Raw genomic sequence first — 15,100 nt, 5'->3', positions numbered from 1 at the left:
ACGCCTGACCGAGGTGGTTCCTCCTCCCTGGGGAGGGATCGCCCCTTAAGGGTCACCCTTAGACCGCGAGCGCCCGGAAACCGGGATCTCAGGGCCTCGCCCGGCAGGGACCCGGTCCGCTCAGAGGCCGCCCGCGGCCAGCGTCCGGAGGATTTCGAGGTCGATCTCGTGCAGGGATTCCACGACGAGACGACCGGGGGCGGAGGGAATGGGCAGCATGCTGGGCACGGCCACCACGCGACAGCCCGCGGTGGTGGCGGCGGTCACCCCGTTCGGGGAGTCCTCCAACGCCACGCAGCGGGCCGCGGCCACGCCCAGCAGCCGGGTGGCCGTCAGATACGGTTCCGGGTCGGGCTTGGTCCTCGTCACGTCGTCGCCTGTCACCACGTGGTCGAAGTTGTGCCTGCCGATGCCCTTCAGGCACGCCTCTGCGATCGGCCGGACCGAGGAGGTGACCAGGGCGGTGGGCAGGCCCGCCCGCCGTACCGCCGCCAGCAGCTCGGCCGCGCCGGGCATCATCTCCACGCCGTCGGCCAGCCTGTGGGTCATGCCCTCCAGCATCCAGGCCGCCACCTCCGCGGGGTCGGCGTCCGCGCCGGAGACCTTGAGCATGTAAGCCACGGAGGAGGTCATGGAGCCGCCCACCAGGTGCTCCTGGTCCTCGGGGCGCCATTCGGCGCCGAGCCGCTCCATCACCTCGGTCTCGACCTGGAACCAGACTTTCTCGCTGTCGACGAGGAGCCCGTCCATGTCGAAGAGAACCGCGTCCATTCCCGGAAACCCCTTACGGTCAGACGTTGAAGTAGTTGGCCTCGGGATGGTGGACGATCAGCGCGGAGGTCGACTGTTCCGGATGCAGCTGGAACTCCTCCGACAGGTTCACTCCGATCCGTGCGGGATCGAGCAGCTCCATCAGCTGGACCTGGTCCTCCAGGTTGGGGCAGGCGGGATAACCGAAGGAGTAACGGCAGCCGGTGACGTTGACCTTCAGCATGTCCTCCAGCGACTCGTCACCGCCGATCCCCAGCTCGCTTCGGACCCGGGCGTGCCAGTATTCGGCCAGTGCCTCGGTGAGCTGCACCGACAGGCCGTGCAGTTCCAGGTAGTCGCGGTAGGCGTCCTTGGCGAACAGCTCCGCGGCGGCCTCGGAGACCCGGTTGCCCATCGTGGCGACCTGGAAGGCCACCACGTCCACCTCGCCGGACGCGCGCGAGCGGAAGAAGTCGGACAGGCACAGGTGCCGGTCGCGGCGCTGGCGCGGGAAGGTGAACCTGGTGCGTTCGTTGCCCGCGTCGTCCAGGATGATCAGCGAGTCGCCGTCGCTGACGCACGGGAAGTAGCCGTAGACGACCGCCGCCTCCAGCAGCCCCTCGGTCTGCATCCGCTCCAGCCACATCCGCAGGCGCGGCCGGCCTTCGGTCTCGACCAGCTCCTCGTAGGAGGGCCCCTCGCCGCCGCGCGCGGCCTTGAGGCCCCACTGGCCCATGAACGTCGCCCGCTCGTCCAGGAACGCGGCGTAGTCGGCGAGCTGGATGCCCTTGACGACCCGGTCGCCGAGGAAGGGCGCCGCGGGGACGGGGTTGTCCGCGGCCACGTCGGAGCGGGCGGGCAGGTCTTCCACGGCGGTCCGGACCAGGGTGGCGCCGGTCTTCACCCGGCGCTCGCGCAGCGGCGGCAGGCTCGCGCCCTCCTCGCCGCGCTTGACCGCCATGAAGGCGTCCATCAGCCGCAGGCCCTCGAAGGCGTCGCGGGCGTAGCGGACGTCGCCCCGGAAGATCTCGGCGAGGTCCTGCTCGACGTAGGCGCGGGTCAGCGCGGCGCCGCCGAGCAGCACCGGGAACCGGCCGGCGATGCCTCGGGAGTTCATCTCCTCGAGGTTCTCCTTCATCACGACCGTCGACTTCACCAGCAGCCCGGACATGCCGATGACGTCGGCGTTCTTCTCCTCGGCCGCCTCCAGGATCGCCGACACCGGCTGCTTGATGCCGAGGTTGACGACCTCGTAGCCGTTGTTGGACAGGATGATGTCGACCAGGTTCTTACCGATGTCGTGCACGTCACCCTTGACGGTGGCCAGCACGATGCGGCCCTTGGTCTCGCCCTCGACCCGCTCCATGTGCGGCTCCAGGTAGGCGACGGAGGACTTCATGACCTCCGCCGACTGGAGCACGAACGGCAGCTGCATCTGGCCGGAGCCGAACAGCTCGCCGACGGTCTTCATGCCGTCCAGCAGCACGTCGTTGACGATCTCCAGGGCCGGGCGCTGGGCCAGAGCCTCGTCGAGGTCGGCCTCCAGGCCCTTGCGCTCGCCGTCGATGATGCGGCGCTTGAGCCGCTCCCACAGCGGCAGCGCGGCCAGCTCCTCGGCCTTGCCGGCCTTGAGCGCCGCGGCGTCCACGCCCTCGAACAGCTCCATGAACCGCTGCAGCGGGTCGTAGCCCTCACGACGCCGGTCGTAGACCATGTCCAGGGCGACCTGGCGCTGCTCGTCGGGGATGCGCGCCATCGGAAGGATCTTGGAGGCGTGCACGATCGCCGAGTCGAGCCCGGCGTTGACGCACTCGTTGAGGAAGACCGAGTTGAGCACGATGCGGGCGGCCGGGTTGAGGCCGAACGACACGTTGGACAGGCCCAGGACCGTCTGGACGCCCGGGTAGCGGCGCTTGAGCTCGCGGATGGCCTCGATCGTCTCCAGCGCGTCGCGCCGGGTCTCCTCCTGGCCGGTGGCGATGGGGAAGGTGAGGACGTCGACGAGGATGTCCTCGACCCTCATGCCCCAGTTCTTCGTCAGATCCTCGATGAGGCGGGTCGCGACGCGCACCTTCCAGTCGGCGGTGCGGGCCTGGCCCTCCTCGTCGATGGTCAGCGCGACCACGGCGGCGCCGTGCTCCCGCACCAGGCGCATGATCTTCTGGAAGCGGGAGTCCGGGCCGTCGCCGTCTTCGTAGTTGACCGAGTTGATCATCGCGCGCCCGCCGAACATCTCCAGACCGGCCTCCAGCACGGCGGGCTCGGTCGAGTCGAGCATGATCGGCAGCGTGGAGGCGGTGGCGAAGCGGAACGCCAGCTCCTTCATGTCGGCCACGCCGTCGCGGCCCACGTAGTCGATGCAGAGGTCGAGCATGTGCGCGCCGTCGCGGGCCTGGTCCCGCGCCATCTCCACGCACTCTTCCCAGTTGCCCGCGAGCATCGCCTCGCGGAAGGCCTTGGAGCCGTTGGCGTTGGTGCGCTCGCCGATGGCCAGGTAGGAGGTGTCCTGCCGGAAGGGCACGTGCTGGTAGAGCGAGGCGGCCCCGGCCTCGGGACGGGGGCGGCGGGCGGCGGGCTCCTGGCCCCGGACCCGCTCGACGACCTTGCGCAGGTGCTCGGGGGTCGTGCCGCAGCAGCCGCCGACGAGCGACAGGCCGTAGTCGCGGACGAAGGTCTCGTGGGCGGAGGCGAGCTCGTCGGGGCTCAGCGGGTAGTAGGCGCCGTCGGCGGTCAGCACGGGCAGCCCGGCGTTGGGCATGCAGGACAGGCGCACGCGGGCGTGGCGGGCCAGGTAGCGCAGGTGCTCGCTCATCTCGGTGGGGCCGGTGGCGCAGTTGAGGCCGATCACGTCGACCCCGAGGGGCTCGATCGCGGTCAGCGCCGCGCCGATCTCCGAACCGAGCAGCATCGCCCCGTTGGTCTCGATGGTCACCTGGGCGATGACCGGCACGTCCCGGCCGGAGTCGGCGATGGCGCGGCGGGAGCCGACGACCGCGGCCTTGACCTGGAGCAGGTCCTGGGAGGTCTCGATGATCAGCGCGTCGGCGCCGCCGGAGATCAGGCCCGCCGCGTTGTCGTAGTAGGCGTCGCGCAGCGCCTGGTACGGCTTGTGCCCGAGGGTGGGCAGCTTGGTGCCGGGGCCGATGGAGCCGAGGACGAAACGGGGCCGGTCGGGGGCCGACCAGTGGTCGGCGGCCTCCCTGGCAACCCGGGCTCCGGCCTCGGAGTATTCGAAGACGCGCTCGGAGATGTCGTATTCGCCCAGGGCCGCCAGGTTGGCGCCGAAGGTGTTGGTCTCGACGCAGTCGACGCCGGCCTCGAAGTAGGCGTCGTGCACGACGCGGACGATGTCGGGGCGAGTGACGTTGAGAACCTCGTTGCAGCCCTCGTGACCCTCGAAGTCGTCGAGGGTGACGTCGTGGGCCTGAAGCATCGTCCCCATGGCCCCGTCGGCGACCATCACGCGCTCGGCCAGGACATCACGGAAGGACGGGGTGCTTGTCATGGGGACAAGACTACTGGGAACCGTCCAGCCGTTTATCTTTCATAGTGTCAATTACACATTTCGTCCAATTAGCCCTTGCGAGGCAGACATGGCGACCTACCGCACCATCCTCGTCGGCACCGACGGTTCCGCCTCCTCCTTCCGCGCGGTCTCCTCGGCCGCCTCCCTCGCCGCCGCGACCGATGCCACCCTGGTGCTGGCCTGCGCCTACCTCCCCATGCGCGAGCGTGAGCGCAGCGCGGCCGCCGACGCCCTCGGCGAGCTGTCGTACAAGGTGAGCGGCTCCACCCCCGCCGACGACGCCCTGCGCGCCGCCCGGGAGCACGCCGTGGCCGCGGGCGCCCGGACGATCGAGCTGGCCGCCGAGGAGGGCGACGCGGTGGACGTGCTGGTCACCCTGGCCGACAGGCACGCGGCCGACCTGCTGGTCGTCGGCAACCGGGGACTCAACAGCCTGGCCGGGCGGCTGCTGGGCTCGGTTCCGTCAAGCGTCTCGCAGCGGGCGGCCTGTGACGTACTGATCGTTCACACCACCTCGGGGAGGTGACGTAAAGCCCCCCTCACCGCATAGGCTTAGCTGCATAGTACGGCGAGGCATGAAGGAGGCCGCGCGTGATCCAACTCGAAGGTCTACCCGAGCTCGTCGACCCGGTGCTGATCGCCGCGTTCGAGGGGTGGAACGACGCGGGCGAGGCTTCGAGCGGAGTGGTCGCGCACCTCGAGAACGAGTGGAAGGCGACTCCGCTGATCTCCTTCGACCCGGAGGACTACTACGACTTCCAGGTCACGCGCCCCATCGTCGAGATGGGTGAGGGGCTGACCCGGTCCATCACCTGGCCGACCACCAGGCTCCTGGTGGCCCGGCCGCCGGGCGTCGACCGCGACGTGGTGCTGCTGCGCGGCATCGAGCCCAACATGCGGTGGCGCACGTTCTGCGAGGAGATCGTCACGGTCTGCCGCAAGATCGGGGTGGAACTGGCGGTGCTGCTCGGCGCGCTCCTCAACGACTCCCCCCACACCCGCCCGGTCCCGATCGTGGGCTCGGCGACCGACGAGGGGCTGGCTCGGGCGATCAACCTGGAGCTGAGCCGCTACGAGGGGCCGACCGGCATCGTCGGCGTGCTCCAGCACGCCCTGGGCGCCGCCGGGATGCACGCGGTCTCGCTGTGGGCGTCGGTTCCGCACTACGTCGCCCAGCCGCCCAACCCCAAGGCCACCCTGGCGCTGCTCAGCCGGATGGAAGACCTCCTCGACATCCCGATGCCGCTGGGCGAGCTGGCCGAGGAGTCCAGGGCCTGGGAGCACGGCGTGGACGAGCTGGCCTCCCAGGACAGCGAGGTCGCCGACTACGTCAAGGAGCTGGAGGAGCGCAAGGACGCCGCCGAGCTGCCCGAGGCGAGCGGCGACGCCATCGCCGCGGAGTTCGAGCGCTACCTGCGCCGCCGGGACCGCGACGGCGACAGCTGAAACACACAGCACATAGTTACCGTTATTTACGCCTTTTCTCACCGGTTCCGAGTAATAATCGGTGCCCACCTGTTTCGCCTGGGATGTGCCGATTCAAGGACACCAACCGGCAACGATTCCGCCACCAGGAGAAACACGGCTCTGTAAACATCGGTGAATGGCGCCATCACCACGCCGAACATTGTCCCTGTGACTGCGCACGTTAGGGCAACCATGGCGACTCCACAGCTCGACCCGTACCAGAAAGCACAGGAGACGCGACGTCGCGTTCTTGAGATGGCCGTGCTCATGAAACGTGAAAACGGTGAGAACGCCACCTCGTACCCACGGCTGCGGGGCACCGCCCCCGGCCAGGCCGTGGACATGTTCCTCGCCCTGCTCCAGGACCGGCTCCCGGTCTGGCTCCACATCCTCGACGACCTGATGCACCTGGTCGGCAAGGGGCAGGTCAACGACAACCTGCTGCCCATCGCGAGGGCAGGCATCGACTACTACTCGGAGGTCCAGTCGGCGGCGCTGCCCGCCTTCAGTTCCCTCTCGGTCACCATCCGATTCCGTGAGGCACTGCGCGACGTGGGACTCGGCCCCATGTCGGAGATCATCCCGCTGACCGAATACCTGGCGGCCGAGCAGCAAGCGGGCCGGATCTCACCCGAGGTGGACCCTCTGGCCAGCGCCCGGCTGCTGCTGGCCGGCTGCTTCCGCCACGCCTACTACGAGATGTTCGCCGGCGTCGACTTCCTGCCCTCGCGGGACGACAGCGCCGAGGAGATCGTCCGGGAGCTGAGACTGGCCTTCCAGCAGGCCTGATCGAACCGGGCCCACACCAGCGCGGCCAGGTCGGTGTCCGCTCCCAGCGGGGCACCGACCAGGTCGGCGCCGGACTCCTCCAGACGGCTCTGGAAGAAGCCTGGGGCCAGCAGGTAGGACGCCAGAGCGATCCGGGGAGCGGGCCCCGAGCGCAGACGCTCCAGGGCCTCGCCGACCGAAGGGGTGCCCGTCGCGGCGAAGGCCGCCGTGACCGGGCGCGACAGCCGTACCGCCAGCAGCCGGGCCGCCGCCCGCACGTCGGCCAGCGCCGCGGGGTCGGAGGAACCCGCCGCCCCCAGGATGACCGAGTCGGTGGACCGCAGCCCGGCGCTCGCCAGGCGCCTGGCCACGATGGCGGCGAGCAGCGGATCCGGCCCGAGCGGGGCCGCCACCGTCGTGCCGGGCCGGGCGGCGGCGATCACCGAGGGCAGGTCGATGTGGACGTGGTAGCCGCCCGCCAGCAGCAGCGGGACCACCACCACCGGGCCCGGCAGTCCGGGGAGCACCTCGGCCAGCAGGGGTGAGCTGATCTCCAGGAACCCCTGCTCGACCCGGCTTCCGGGGCGTGCCCGCCGTACCAGGTCCCGCAGCCGTGCGAGCGTCTCCTCCCCCCGCGCGCTGCGGGTCCCGTGCCCGGCCAGGACCAGCGTCGTCATGCCCTTCCCCCCGCCGGTGCCGCGATGTGCCCGCTCACGTGCCCTCCCCGCGGTCGCAGGCCAGGCGGTAGCCACGCTTGACGACCGTCTCGACGATGCCGGAGGGGCCCAGGGCGCGGCGCAGGCGGGTGATGGCCATCTCCACGGCGTGCTCGGCGGAGTCGCGGGACGGACTGCCGGGGAGCACGGTCCGCAGCTCGGAACGGGCCACCACGTGGCCCGGCTTGTCGGCCAGGCGCTTGAGCACCGCCATCGGGGCGGGCGGCAGCGATTTGAGCTCGCCGTCCACCCGGACGGCATGGCCGCGGATCTCCAGTTCGTGTCCGCCCGCGACCAGGCGGGTGACGCCGTGCTGGGGCAGGTGCCGGGCGAGCGTTCGCGCCAGCGCACCCAGGCGTGCACGATCGGGCTGCACGACGGGCACCCCCCGCTCCCGCAGCGGCCCTGCCGTGACCGGGCCCACGCAGGCCGCGACGACCCGGTCGGCGAAGGCCGCGACCAGCGCGTCCTCCAGTCCGTCGGCACGAGCCGCGCCGAGCATGGCCAGCACGGCCGGGGCGCTGGTGAAGGCCACCGCGTCCACCCCGCCGGAGATCGCCTGGCTGATCAGGCGGCGTAGCGGGGAGACATCGCGGTAGGGCAGCCACCGGTAGACCGGCACCTCGATGACCTCGGCCCCCGCCTCGCGCAGCGCGGCCACGAAATCGGTCAGCGGCTCCCCGTGCAACTGCACGGCGATGCGGCGACCACGCAGGTCCTGGGCGAGGAGATGTTGCTTGACCTCCTCGCACGATTCGGTGGACGGCGTCCAGTGGTCGTTCAGCCCGGCGGCCCGCACCGCGCCGCGCGCCTTGGGACCGCGGGTCAGCAACCGGGCGGCGGTCAGGTGCGCGGCCAGGTCGCCCGACAGCCCCCAGCCCTCGGCCGCGGCCATCCATCCCCGGAACCCGACCCCGGTGGTGACCACCACGTCGTCGATCGGGCCCGCCAGGCTGGCCCGGGTCGCGGTCAGCAGGTCGGCGTCCTCGGCCAGCGGCACCAGCCGGATCGCCGGGGCGCGCACCACCCTGGCGCCCCGCCGTTCCAGCAGCGCGCAGAACTCCTCACGCCGCCGGGTCGCGGTGACCCCGATCGTGAATCCGGCCAGCGCGTCGGGCGCGGTCTCGGGAGACTCCGCGGGACTGTCCAGAAGCGCGCTACTCATCGAAACTCCTTGAGCGTGGAGACCCCGGGCTTCAGCCCTGGGGAGGAAACGCAGGACGTGCCGCACAGTGGTTTGGTAAGGTCTCGGCTGTCCGGCGGCGAGAACCAAGCCGCCGGGCCTACCGCCGGGCTGGCGGGATGTGACGCCTGTGAAGGCCACGTAAGACCGTTGGACGGTTCCCCGTCCCTCGCCTTAACCGGGACGGCGGTCGCCGGTGAAGCAGGAAGGTCCGGCCCGTGAGGGCTGGAGTCCCCCGGCTTCAGCCGTGGGGAGGAAGTCAAGCCACGCTCACTTCCACCGTGCCGTGGTCGACACGGATCGGATAGGTCGGTACGGCTACCGCGGGGTCGTCCAGGCACACCCCGGTGACCAGGGAGAACGCCTGCTTGTGCATGGGCGAGGCCACGATCGGCTCACCCGCCCGGGTCCCAACGATCCCCCGGGAGAGGACCTGGGCACCGCTGAACGGGTCGTGATTGCCGATGGCGAACAGCTCGCCGTCGAAAGTCCGGAACAGCGCGATCTGGTGGCGGCCGACGAGCGCGCAGACCCCGCGCTCGGGCAGCAGGTCGGTGTAGGCGCACACCGGAGTCCACCTGGTCGTCTCCACGTCTTCACGCATGACGGTCATCGGGAGGGTCTCCTTTCCTTCGGTTGTCGTCGGTGCGGTTGTCGTCGGCGGGCACGGCGGGCGGAGGTCAGGACCGGAGCACCTCCAGCGGGATCAGGACGGGCTTGATCTGGTCGCGTTCGACCTCGAAGGCGATCGACGGGTCCGGGGTCGCCGGGGCGTTGACGAAGGAGACGAAGCGCCTCAGCTTCTCCGGGTCCTCGATGGCGGCGCGCCACTCGTCGGCGTAGGCGGCGACGTGCCGTTCCATCTGGGCGTCCAGGTCGGCGCAGATGCCGAGCGAGTCCTCCAGGATGACCTCCCTGACGTAGTCCAGGCCCTGGGCCTGCAGCCAGGCCGAGGTTCGCTGCAGGCGGTCGGCGGTGCGGACGTAGAACATCAGGAACCGGTCGACGGTCCTGACCAGTTCCTCGGTGCTCAGGTCCGCGGCGAACAGGTCGGCATGCCGCGGGGTGAACCCGCCGTTGCCCCCGACGTAGAGGTTCCAGCCTTTCTCGGTGGCGATGACGCCGAAGTCCTTGCCCCGGGCTTCGGCACACTCGCGGGCGCAGCCGGAGACGGCCGACTTCAGCTTGTGCGGCGCGCGAAGTCCTCGGTAGCGCAGCTCCAGGGAGATGGCCAGATCCACGGAGTCCTGCACGCCGTACCGGCACCAGGTGGAACCCACGCAGGACTTCACCGTGCGCAGCGCCTTGCCGTAGGCGTGGCCGGACTCGAACCCGGCGTCCACCAGCCGCCTCCAGATCAGCGGAAGCTGCTCCACGCGCGCCCCGAAGAGGTCGATCCGCTGCCCGCCTGTGATCTTGGTGTAGAGGCCGAAGTCGCGGGCCACCTCACCGATCACGATCAGCTTGTCGGGGGTTATCTCCCCGCCGGGGATGCGGGGCACCACCGAGTAGGTGCCGTTGCGCTGGATGTTGGCCATGAAGTGGTCGTTGGTGTCCTGCAGGGCGGCCTGCTCCCCGTCGAGGATGTGGCCGTTGCCGAGCGAGGCCAGGATGGAGGCGACGACGGGCTTGCACACGTCGCAGCCGCGCCCGGTGCCGTGCTCGGCGATGAGCCGGGAGAACGTGGTGATGCCGCGTACCCGGACGATGTCGAACAGCTCGGCCCTGCTGTACGCGAAGTGCTCGCACAGCGCCTTGGAGACCTCGACGCCCGACCTGACCAGGATCTGCTTGAGCGTCGGGACGCAGCTGCCGCAGGTGGTGCCGGCGCGGGTGCAGGCCTTGATCCCCGCCACGTCGGTGAGGCCCTCGCCCGCGATGGCCGCGCACACCTGCCCCTTGGTGACGTTGTTGCAGGAGCAGACCTGCGCGTCGTCGGGCAGATCCATGTTCGCCGGACCGCCGGTGAACAGCAGCTCACTCGGCGCGCCCGGCAGGGCCCGGCCGACGAAGGGCTTGAGGGTGTTGTACGGCGTGGCGTCGCCGACGCAGATCCCGCCGAGCAGGGTGCGGGCGTCGTCGCTGACGAACAGCTTCTGGTAGACCCCGCCCACCGGATCCATGAAGGTCACATCGAGCGCGCCCTCCATGGCGCCGAACTGGGCGACCTCCACCCCGAGCAGTTTGAGCTTGGTGGACAGGTCCGCGCGGGCGAAGGCCGCCTCGCCGCCGAGGATGCGGTCGGCGGCGACCTCGGCCATCGTGAAGCACGGCCCGGCCAGCCCGTAGACCATGCCGTCGTGCAGGGCGCACTCCCCCACCGCGTAGATCGACGGGTCGCTGGTGCGCATCCCGTCGTCCACGGCGATCCCGCCGCGCTCGCCGACCTCCAGCCCGGCCTGCCTGGCCAGTTCGTCGCGTGGCCTGACGCCCGCGGAGAAGACCACGACCTGTGCCTCGATCTTCCGCCCGTCCGGCATGGCCAGGCCCGCGACCCGCCCGTCCGCTCCGGTGACGACCTCCTTCACCCCGGCCCCGGTGTGCACGTTCAGGCCGAGGGCCTCGATGTGGCCCCGCAGGACGGCGCCGCCGCCCTCGTCCACCTGCCGGGGCATGAGCCAGCCGCCCATCTCCACGATGTGGGTCGAGAGCCCGAGCCCGCGCAGCGCGTCGGCGGCCTCCAGCCCCAGCAGCCCTCCGCCGATGACGACGCCGCTCGTGGCGCGGGCGCAGGCGTCCCTGATCGCGTCCAGGTCGTCGATCGTCCGGTAGACGAAACAGCCCGGAAGCTCGCTGCCGGGAACGGGCGGCACGAACGGGCTGGAACCGGTGGCCAGCACCAGCACGTCGTAGGGCTCCACATGACCGTCGGCGGTGGTCACGCTCCGGCCGTCCCTGTCGATCCCGACGACCCTGGAGGCGAGCCGCGGCACGACGCCCTCCGGGACCGGGTAGGTGAGGTCCTCGACGCTCTTGCCGGTGAGGTAGGAGGTCAGCGCGACCCGGTCGTACGCCGCCCGGGGCTCCTCCCCCAGCACCGTGATCCGCCCGTCGAACCCCTTGGCGGCCAGTGCCTCGACCAGCCGGCTCGACGTCGGCCCGTGTCCCACCACGACGAGTCTCATACGGAGATTCCTTCCTGCTCTCGCAACCAGCCGACGATGCCCTCGACCGCGTCGCGGCAGCTGCCGCAGCCGGTGGTGGCGCGCGTGGCGGCGGCCACCGCCTCGACGTCGCGGGCGCCGGACTCCCAGCAGCCGCGGATCTGTCCCTTGGTCACGTTGTTGCACTGGCAGACCTTCGCCGCGTCCGGCATCCGGACCGGGCTGTCGGCGACCGCGTTGCCCGCCAGGTTCGGGAACAGCAATCCGGCGCGGTCCAGGGGCACCGGCGCGCCGCGGTCGAACAGCTGGGTCAGGGTGCCCACCACGGCCGTCTCCCCGAGGAGGATCGCGCCGACCAGGCGGTCGTCGCGGATGACGAGCTTGCGGTAGGTGCCCTGGGCCCGGTGGCTGAAGCGCACGACCTCTGCGTCGTCCTCGGTCAGGTGGGTCTCGCCCATCGCCGCCAGCTCCACGCTTCTGGCCTTCAACCGGGTCACCAGGCGCGACCCCCGGTACCGGGAGGCCTTGTCCGTCCCGGTCACGAGGTCGGCGACCACGGCGGCCTGCTCCCACGCGGGGGCGACCAGGCCGTAGACCGTGCCGTCGTGCTCGGCGCACTCGCCGATCGCGAAGATCGACGGGTCGTCGGTCCGCATCTCGTCGTCGACCACGACCCCGCGCGCCACCTCCAGCCCCGCGTCCCTGGCCAGCCGGGTCACCGGCCGGACCCCGCAGGCGAGCACCACCAGGTCGGCCTCGACCGTCTCGCCGCCCGCGAGCCGTACGCCGTCGTCGAGGATCTCCTCCATGACCGCGCCGGTGCGGATCCCCACACCCAGCCTCGCGAGGGTCTCCCCCAGCACCAGCCCGGCCTCGGCGTCGAGCTGCCGTTCCATCAGGTGCCCGGCCAGGTGGAGCAGCGTCACCGGCAGTCCCCGCCCGGCCAGGCCGCGAGCCGCCTCGATGCCGAGCAGCCCGCCGCCGACCACCACGGCGTGCCGTGCCGTACCGGCCGCGGCGACGATCGCCTGGCAGTCGTCCAGCGTCCGGAACGCCACGGCCCTGTCCACTCCGGGCACCGGTGGCACCACGGCCTCGCTGCCCGTCGCCAGCACGAGGATGTCGTACGGCTCGCGCCTGCCGTCGGCGGTGAGCACGACCCGGGCCTCCCGGTCGACCGCGGTCACCTCGACGCCCGGCGGGGCCGTCACCCCGTGGTCGGCGTACCAGGCCGGGTCCAGCAGCCGCACCTGGTCCGGCGTCATCGTCCCGGCCACCACGTTCGACAGCAGCACCCGGTTGTAGGGCTGCCTGGCCTCGGCGCCGAACACGGTCACCTTGATGTGCTTGTCCCGGGCGCGCACCTCGCTCACGAGACGGGCGCCCGCCATCCCGTTTCCCACGATCACCAGCCGGGTCATCCGGCACGCTCCACTCTCACCGCGCACACCTTGAATTCCGGCATTCGTGACACGGGGTCCAGCGCGGGGTTGGTGAGCAGGTTGGCCCCGGCCCAGTGGAACGGCATGAACACGGTGTCCGGCCGGATCGCCCGGTTGACCCTGGCCACGGCCTCGGCCGCACCGCGGCGGCCGACCACCCGCAGCCTCTGCCCGGACGACACCTCCAGACGCTCGGCGAGGTCGGGGTGGAGCTCCACGAAGGCCTCCGGCGCCGCCGCGTTCAGGGCGGCGACGCGCCGGGTCTGGGCGCCGCTCTGGTAGTGCGCGAGCACCCGGCCGGTCGTCAGGTACAGGGGGTAGTCCCCGTCGATGTCCTCCTCCGGCGGGCGGTGCTCGACGGGAACGAACCTGGCGCGGCCGTCGGCGGTGGCGAAGCGGTCCAGGAACGGCCGGGGCGTGCCGGGGTGGTCTTCGGACGGGCAGGGCCAGAACACGCCGGTCTCGGCGGCGATCCGTTCGTAGGTGATGCCCGCGTAGTCGGCGATCCCTCCGGCCGAGGCCCGCCGCAGCTCGTCGAAGACCTCGCGCGGGCCGGTGGGGAAGCCCTCCGGGCCGCGCAGCCGTACGGCGAGGCCCCGGAGGATCTCAAGGTCGCTGCGCACGCCCGGCGGCGGGACGGCGGCCTGGCGGCGCAGCAGCACCCGGCCCTCCAGGTTGGTCATCGTGCCTCCCTCCTCGGCCCACTGGGTGGTGGGCAGCACGACGTCGGCCATCGCGGCCGTCTCCGACATGACGAAGTCGGAGACCACGAGCAGGTCCAGCGAGCCGAGCCGCTCGGTGACGTGCCCCGCCCGGGGCGCGGAGATCACCGGGTTGGAGCCGAACAGCAGCAGCGCCCGGGGGCCGTCCTCGGTGCCCAGCGCGTTCAGCAGCTCGTAGGCGGAGCGTCCGGGTCCGGGCAGGTCCTCCGGCTCGATCCCCCACACGGCGGCCACGTGGGCGCGTGCGGCGGGATCGTCGATCTTGCGGTAGCCCGGGAGCTGGTCGGCTTTCTGTCCGTGCTCGCGGCCGCCCTGCCCGTTGCCCTGCCCGGTGACGCAGCCGTAGCCGGATCCCTCGCGGCCCGGCAGCCCGAGGGCGAGCGCCATGTTGATGAACGCGCTGACCGTGTCGGTGCCCTTGGCGTGCTGCTCGACGCCGCGCCCGGTGAGGATCACCGCGCGGCTCGCGTCGCTGAGGATCCCCACGGCCAGGCGCATCTGGGCGATCGGCACGCCGGTGATCCGTTCCACCCGCTCGGGCCACCAGGCGGCGATCGAGGTGCGGATCTCGCCGAACCCGTTCGTACGGCCGGCCACGTACGCCTCGTCCACGTGCCCTTCGGTGATCACGATGTGCAGCAGGCCCAGGGCGAGCGCCAGGTCGGTTCCGGGAGCCGGCTGGAGGTGGAGATCGGCCTGCCGCGCGGTCGCGGTGACCCGCGGGTCGATGACGATCAACCGGCCGCCCCCACCGCGCATCGCGGCGAGGTGGCGCATGAACGGCGGCATGGTCTCGGCCATGTTGCCGCCCGCGACCAGGACCGCGTCGGCTCCGGCGAGGTCGGTGATCGGGAAGGGAAGACCGCGGTCCATGCCGAAGGCGCGGCCCGCGGCCGCGGCGGCCGAGGACATGCAGAACCGGCCGTTGTAGTCGATCTGGCTGGTCCGCAGCACCATCCGGGCGAACTTGCCGAGCTGGTAGGCCTTCTCGTTGGTGAGCCCGCCGCCGCCGAACACGGCCACGCCGTTGGGGCCGTGCTCCTCCTGGAGCGTGCGGATCCGGCCGGCGACGAAGTCGAGCGCCTCGTCCCAGCCGACCGCCTCGCCGTGCAGGAGCGGGGTGGTGAGCCGCTCTCCACTGGCCAGCAGCTCACCGGCGGTCCAGCCCTTCTGGCAGAGACCGCCCGCGTTGGCGGGGATGTCCTCCCTCGGAACGATCGTGACCGTCTCTCCCACGGCGACGTTCATGCCGCACTGCAGCGCGCAGTAGGGGCAGTGCGTCGCCGTCCCCGCTTTCACAGGCATCTGGGCGGGAAGTGAGGTCGGCATGTGTCCGATGGTGCTTTCAGGCGGTTTCACCGCTGGGTCCCCTCTGTTACCGATGTGCTACAAGCCGCTAACCAAGTTCACGTTCGCGATGAG

The 15,100-nt window shown here is 71.2% G+C and carries 11 protein-coding genes; 3 read left to right on the top strand and 8 right to left on the bottom strand.

Annotated elements, in window-relative coordinates:
- Nucleotides 1-120 precede the first annotated feature (120 nt).
- A complete protein-coding gene (locus tag ACFY2X_RS05675; RefSeq protein ID WP_389932764.1) occupies nt 121-771 on the bottom strand; it encodes an HAD family hydrolase in 651 nt (216 codons plus the stop codon).
- A 19-nt stretch (nt 772-790) separates the two neighbouring features.
- Entirely contained in the window at nt 791-4,255 is a 3,465-nt protein-coding gene (metH, locus tag ACFY2X_RS05670) for a methionine synthase (protein WP_389932761.1), read from the bottom strand.
- Between the two features lie 88 nt (nt 4,256-4,343).
- On the opposite strand from metH, the gene ACFY2X_RS05665 reads away from it, so the two are divergent.
- The 3 genes from ACFY2X_RS05665 to ACFY2X_RS05655 all read left to right on the top strand — a co-directional run bounded on the left by ACFY2X_RS05665 (nt 4,344) and on the right by ACFY2X_RS05655 (nt 6,532).
- A complete protein-coding gene (locus ACFY2X_RS05665; RefSeq protein ID WP_389932758.1) occupies nt 4,344-4,802 on the top strand; it encodes a universal stress protein in 459 nt (152 codons plus the stop codon).
- Nucleotides 4,803-4,867: 65 nt separating this feature from the next.
- Nucleotides 4,868-5,722 carry a PAC2 family protein gene (locus ACFY2X_RS05660; protein ID WP_389932755.1) on the top strand — a complete coding sequence of 285 codons (855 nt, stop codon included), beginning with the start codon at nt 4,868-4,870 and terminating at the stop codon, nt 5,720-5,722.
- 288 nt (nt 5,723-6,010) lie between these two features.
- Nucleotides 6,011-6,532 (top strand): hypothetical protein, encoded by a 522-nt coding sequence (locus ACFY2X_RS05655; protein ID WP_389932752.1) that lies wholly within the window; start codon nt 6,011-6,013, stop codon nt 6,530-6,532.
- Here ACFY2X_RS05655 and ACFY2X_RS05650 read toward each other — a convergent pair.
- From ACFY2X_RS05650 to ACFY2X_RS05625, 6 genes are all read right to left on the bottom strand, one after another.
- Nucleotides 6,436-7,188 carry a sirohydrochlorin chelatase gene (locus ACFY2X_RS05650; protein WP_389932749.1) on the bottom strand — a complete coding sequence of 251 codons (753 nt, stop codon included), beginning with the start codon at nt 7,186-7,188 and terminating at the stop codon, nt 6,436-6,438. The genes ACFY2X_RS05655 and ACFY2X_RS05650 overlap by 97 nt on opposite strands.
- Before the next feature lie 34 nt (nt 7,189-7,222).
- Nucleotides 7,223-8,392, bottom strand: coding sequence for a uroporphyrinogen-III synthase (locus ACFY2X_RS05645; RefSeq protein ID WP_389932746.1), 1,170 nt, complete (start codon nt 8,390-8,392; stop codon nt 7,223-7,225).
- A 277-nt stretch (nt 8,393-8,669) separates the two neighbouring features.
- Entirely contained in the window at nt 8,670-9,023 is a 354-nt protein-coding gene (nirD, locus tag ACFY2X_RS05640; protein ID WP_389932743.1) for a nitrite reductase small subunit NirD, read from the bottom strand.
- A 67-nt stretch (nt 9,024-9,090) separates the two neighbouring features.
- Complete coding sequence (nirB, locus tag ACFY2X_RS05635; protein ID WP_389932740.1) at nt 9,091-11,535, bottom strand: nitrite reductase large subunit NirB; 2,445 nt, start codon at nt 11,533-11,535, stop codon at nt 9,091-9,093.
- The gene (locus tag ACFY2X_RS05630; protein ID WP_389932737.1) at nt 11,532-12,935 is read right to left on the bottom strand and encodes an FAD-dependent oxidoreductase; all 1,404 of its coding nucleotides are present in this window, start codon (nt 12,933-12,935) and stop codon (nt 11,532-11,534) included. The genes nirB and ACFY2X_RS05630 overlap by 4 nt, the downstream gene beginning before the upstream one ends.
- Nucleotides 12,932-15,007, bottom strand: a complete 2,076-nt coding sequence (locus tag ACFY2X_RS05625) for a molybdopterin oxidoreductase family protein (protein ID WP_389932734.1) — start codon at nt 15,005-15,007, stop codon at nt 12,932-12,934. Before ACFY2X_RS05625 ends, ACFY2X_RS05630 begins: the two co-directional genes overlap by 4 nt.
- Between the last annotated feature and the right edge of the window lie 93 nt (nt 15,008-15,100).

Source organism: Streptosporangium sp. NPDC000396 (assembly GCF_042898655.1).
Taxonomy (GTDB): Bacteria; Actinomycetota; Actinomycetes; order Streptosporangiales; family Streptosporangiaceae; genus Streptosporangium.
The sequence above is the reverse complement of the archived record's forward strand: the minus strand, read 5'-3'. Positions and strand labels throughout refer to the sequence as shown.

Coding starts and splice junctions, on each gene's coding strand:
- ACFY2X_RS05665 (WP_389932758.1), top strand. CDS start 4,344: ATGGCGACCTACCGCACCATCCTCGTCGGCACCGACGGTTCCGCCTCC.
- nirD (WP_389932743.1), bottom strand. CDS start 9,023: ATGACCGTCATGCGTGAAGACGTGGAGACGACCAGGTGGACTCCGGTG.
- ACFY2X_RS05675 (WP_389932764.1), bottom strand. CDS start 771: ATGGACGCGGTTCTCTTCGACATGGACGGGCTCCTCGTCGACAGCGAG.
- ACFY2X_RS05655 (WP_389932752.1), top strand. CDS start 6,011: ATGAAACGTGAAAACGGTGAGAACGCCACCTCGTACCCACGGCTGCGG.
- ACFY2X_RS05625 (WP_389932734.1), bottom strand. CDS start 15,007: ATGCCGACCTCACTTCCCGCCCAGATGCCTGTGAAAGCGGGGACGGCG.
- metH (WP_389932761.1), bottom strand. CDS start 4,255: ATGACAAGCACCCCGTCCTTCCGTGATGTCCTGGCCGAGCGCGTGATG.
- ACFY2X_RS05630 (WP_389932737.1), bottom strand. CDS start 12,935: ATGACCCGGCTGGTGATCGTGGGAAACGGGATGGCGGGCGCCCGTCTC.
- nirB (WP_389932740.1), bottom strand. CDS start 11,535: ATGAGACTCGTCGTGGTGGGACACGGGCCGACGTCGAGCCGGCTGGTC.
- ACFY2X_RS05650 (WP_389932749.1), bottom strand. CDS start 7,188: ATGACGACGCTGGTCCTGGCCGGGCACGGGACCCGCAGCGCGCGGGGG.
- ACFY2X_RS05645 (WP_389932746.1), bottom strand. CDS start 8,392: ATGAGTAGCGCGCTTCTGGACAGTCCCGCGGAGTCTCCCGAGACCGCG.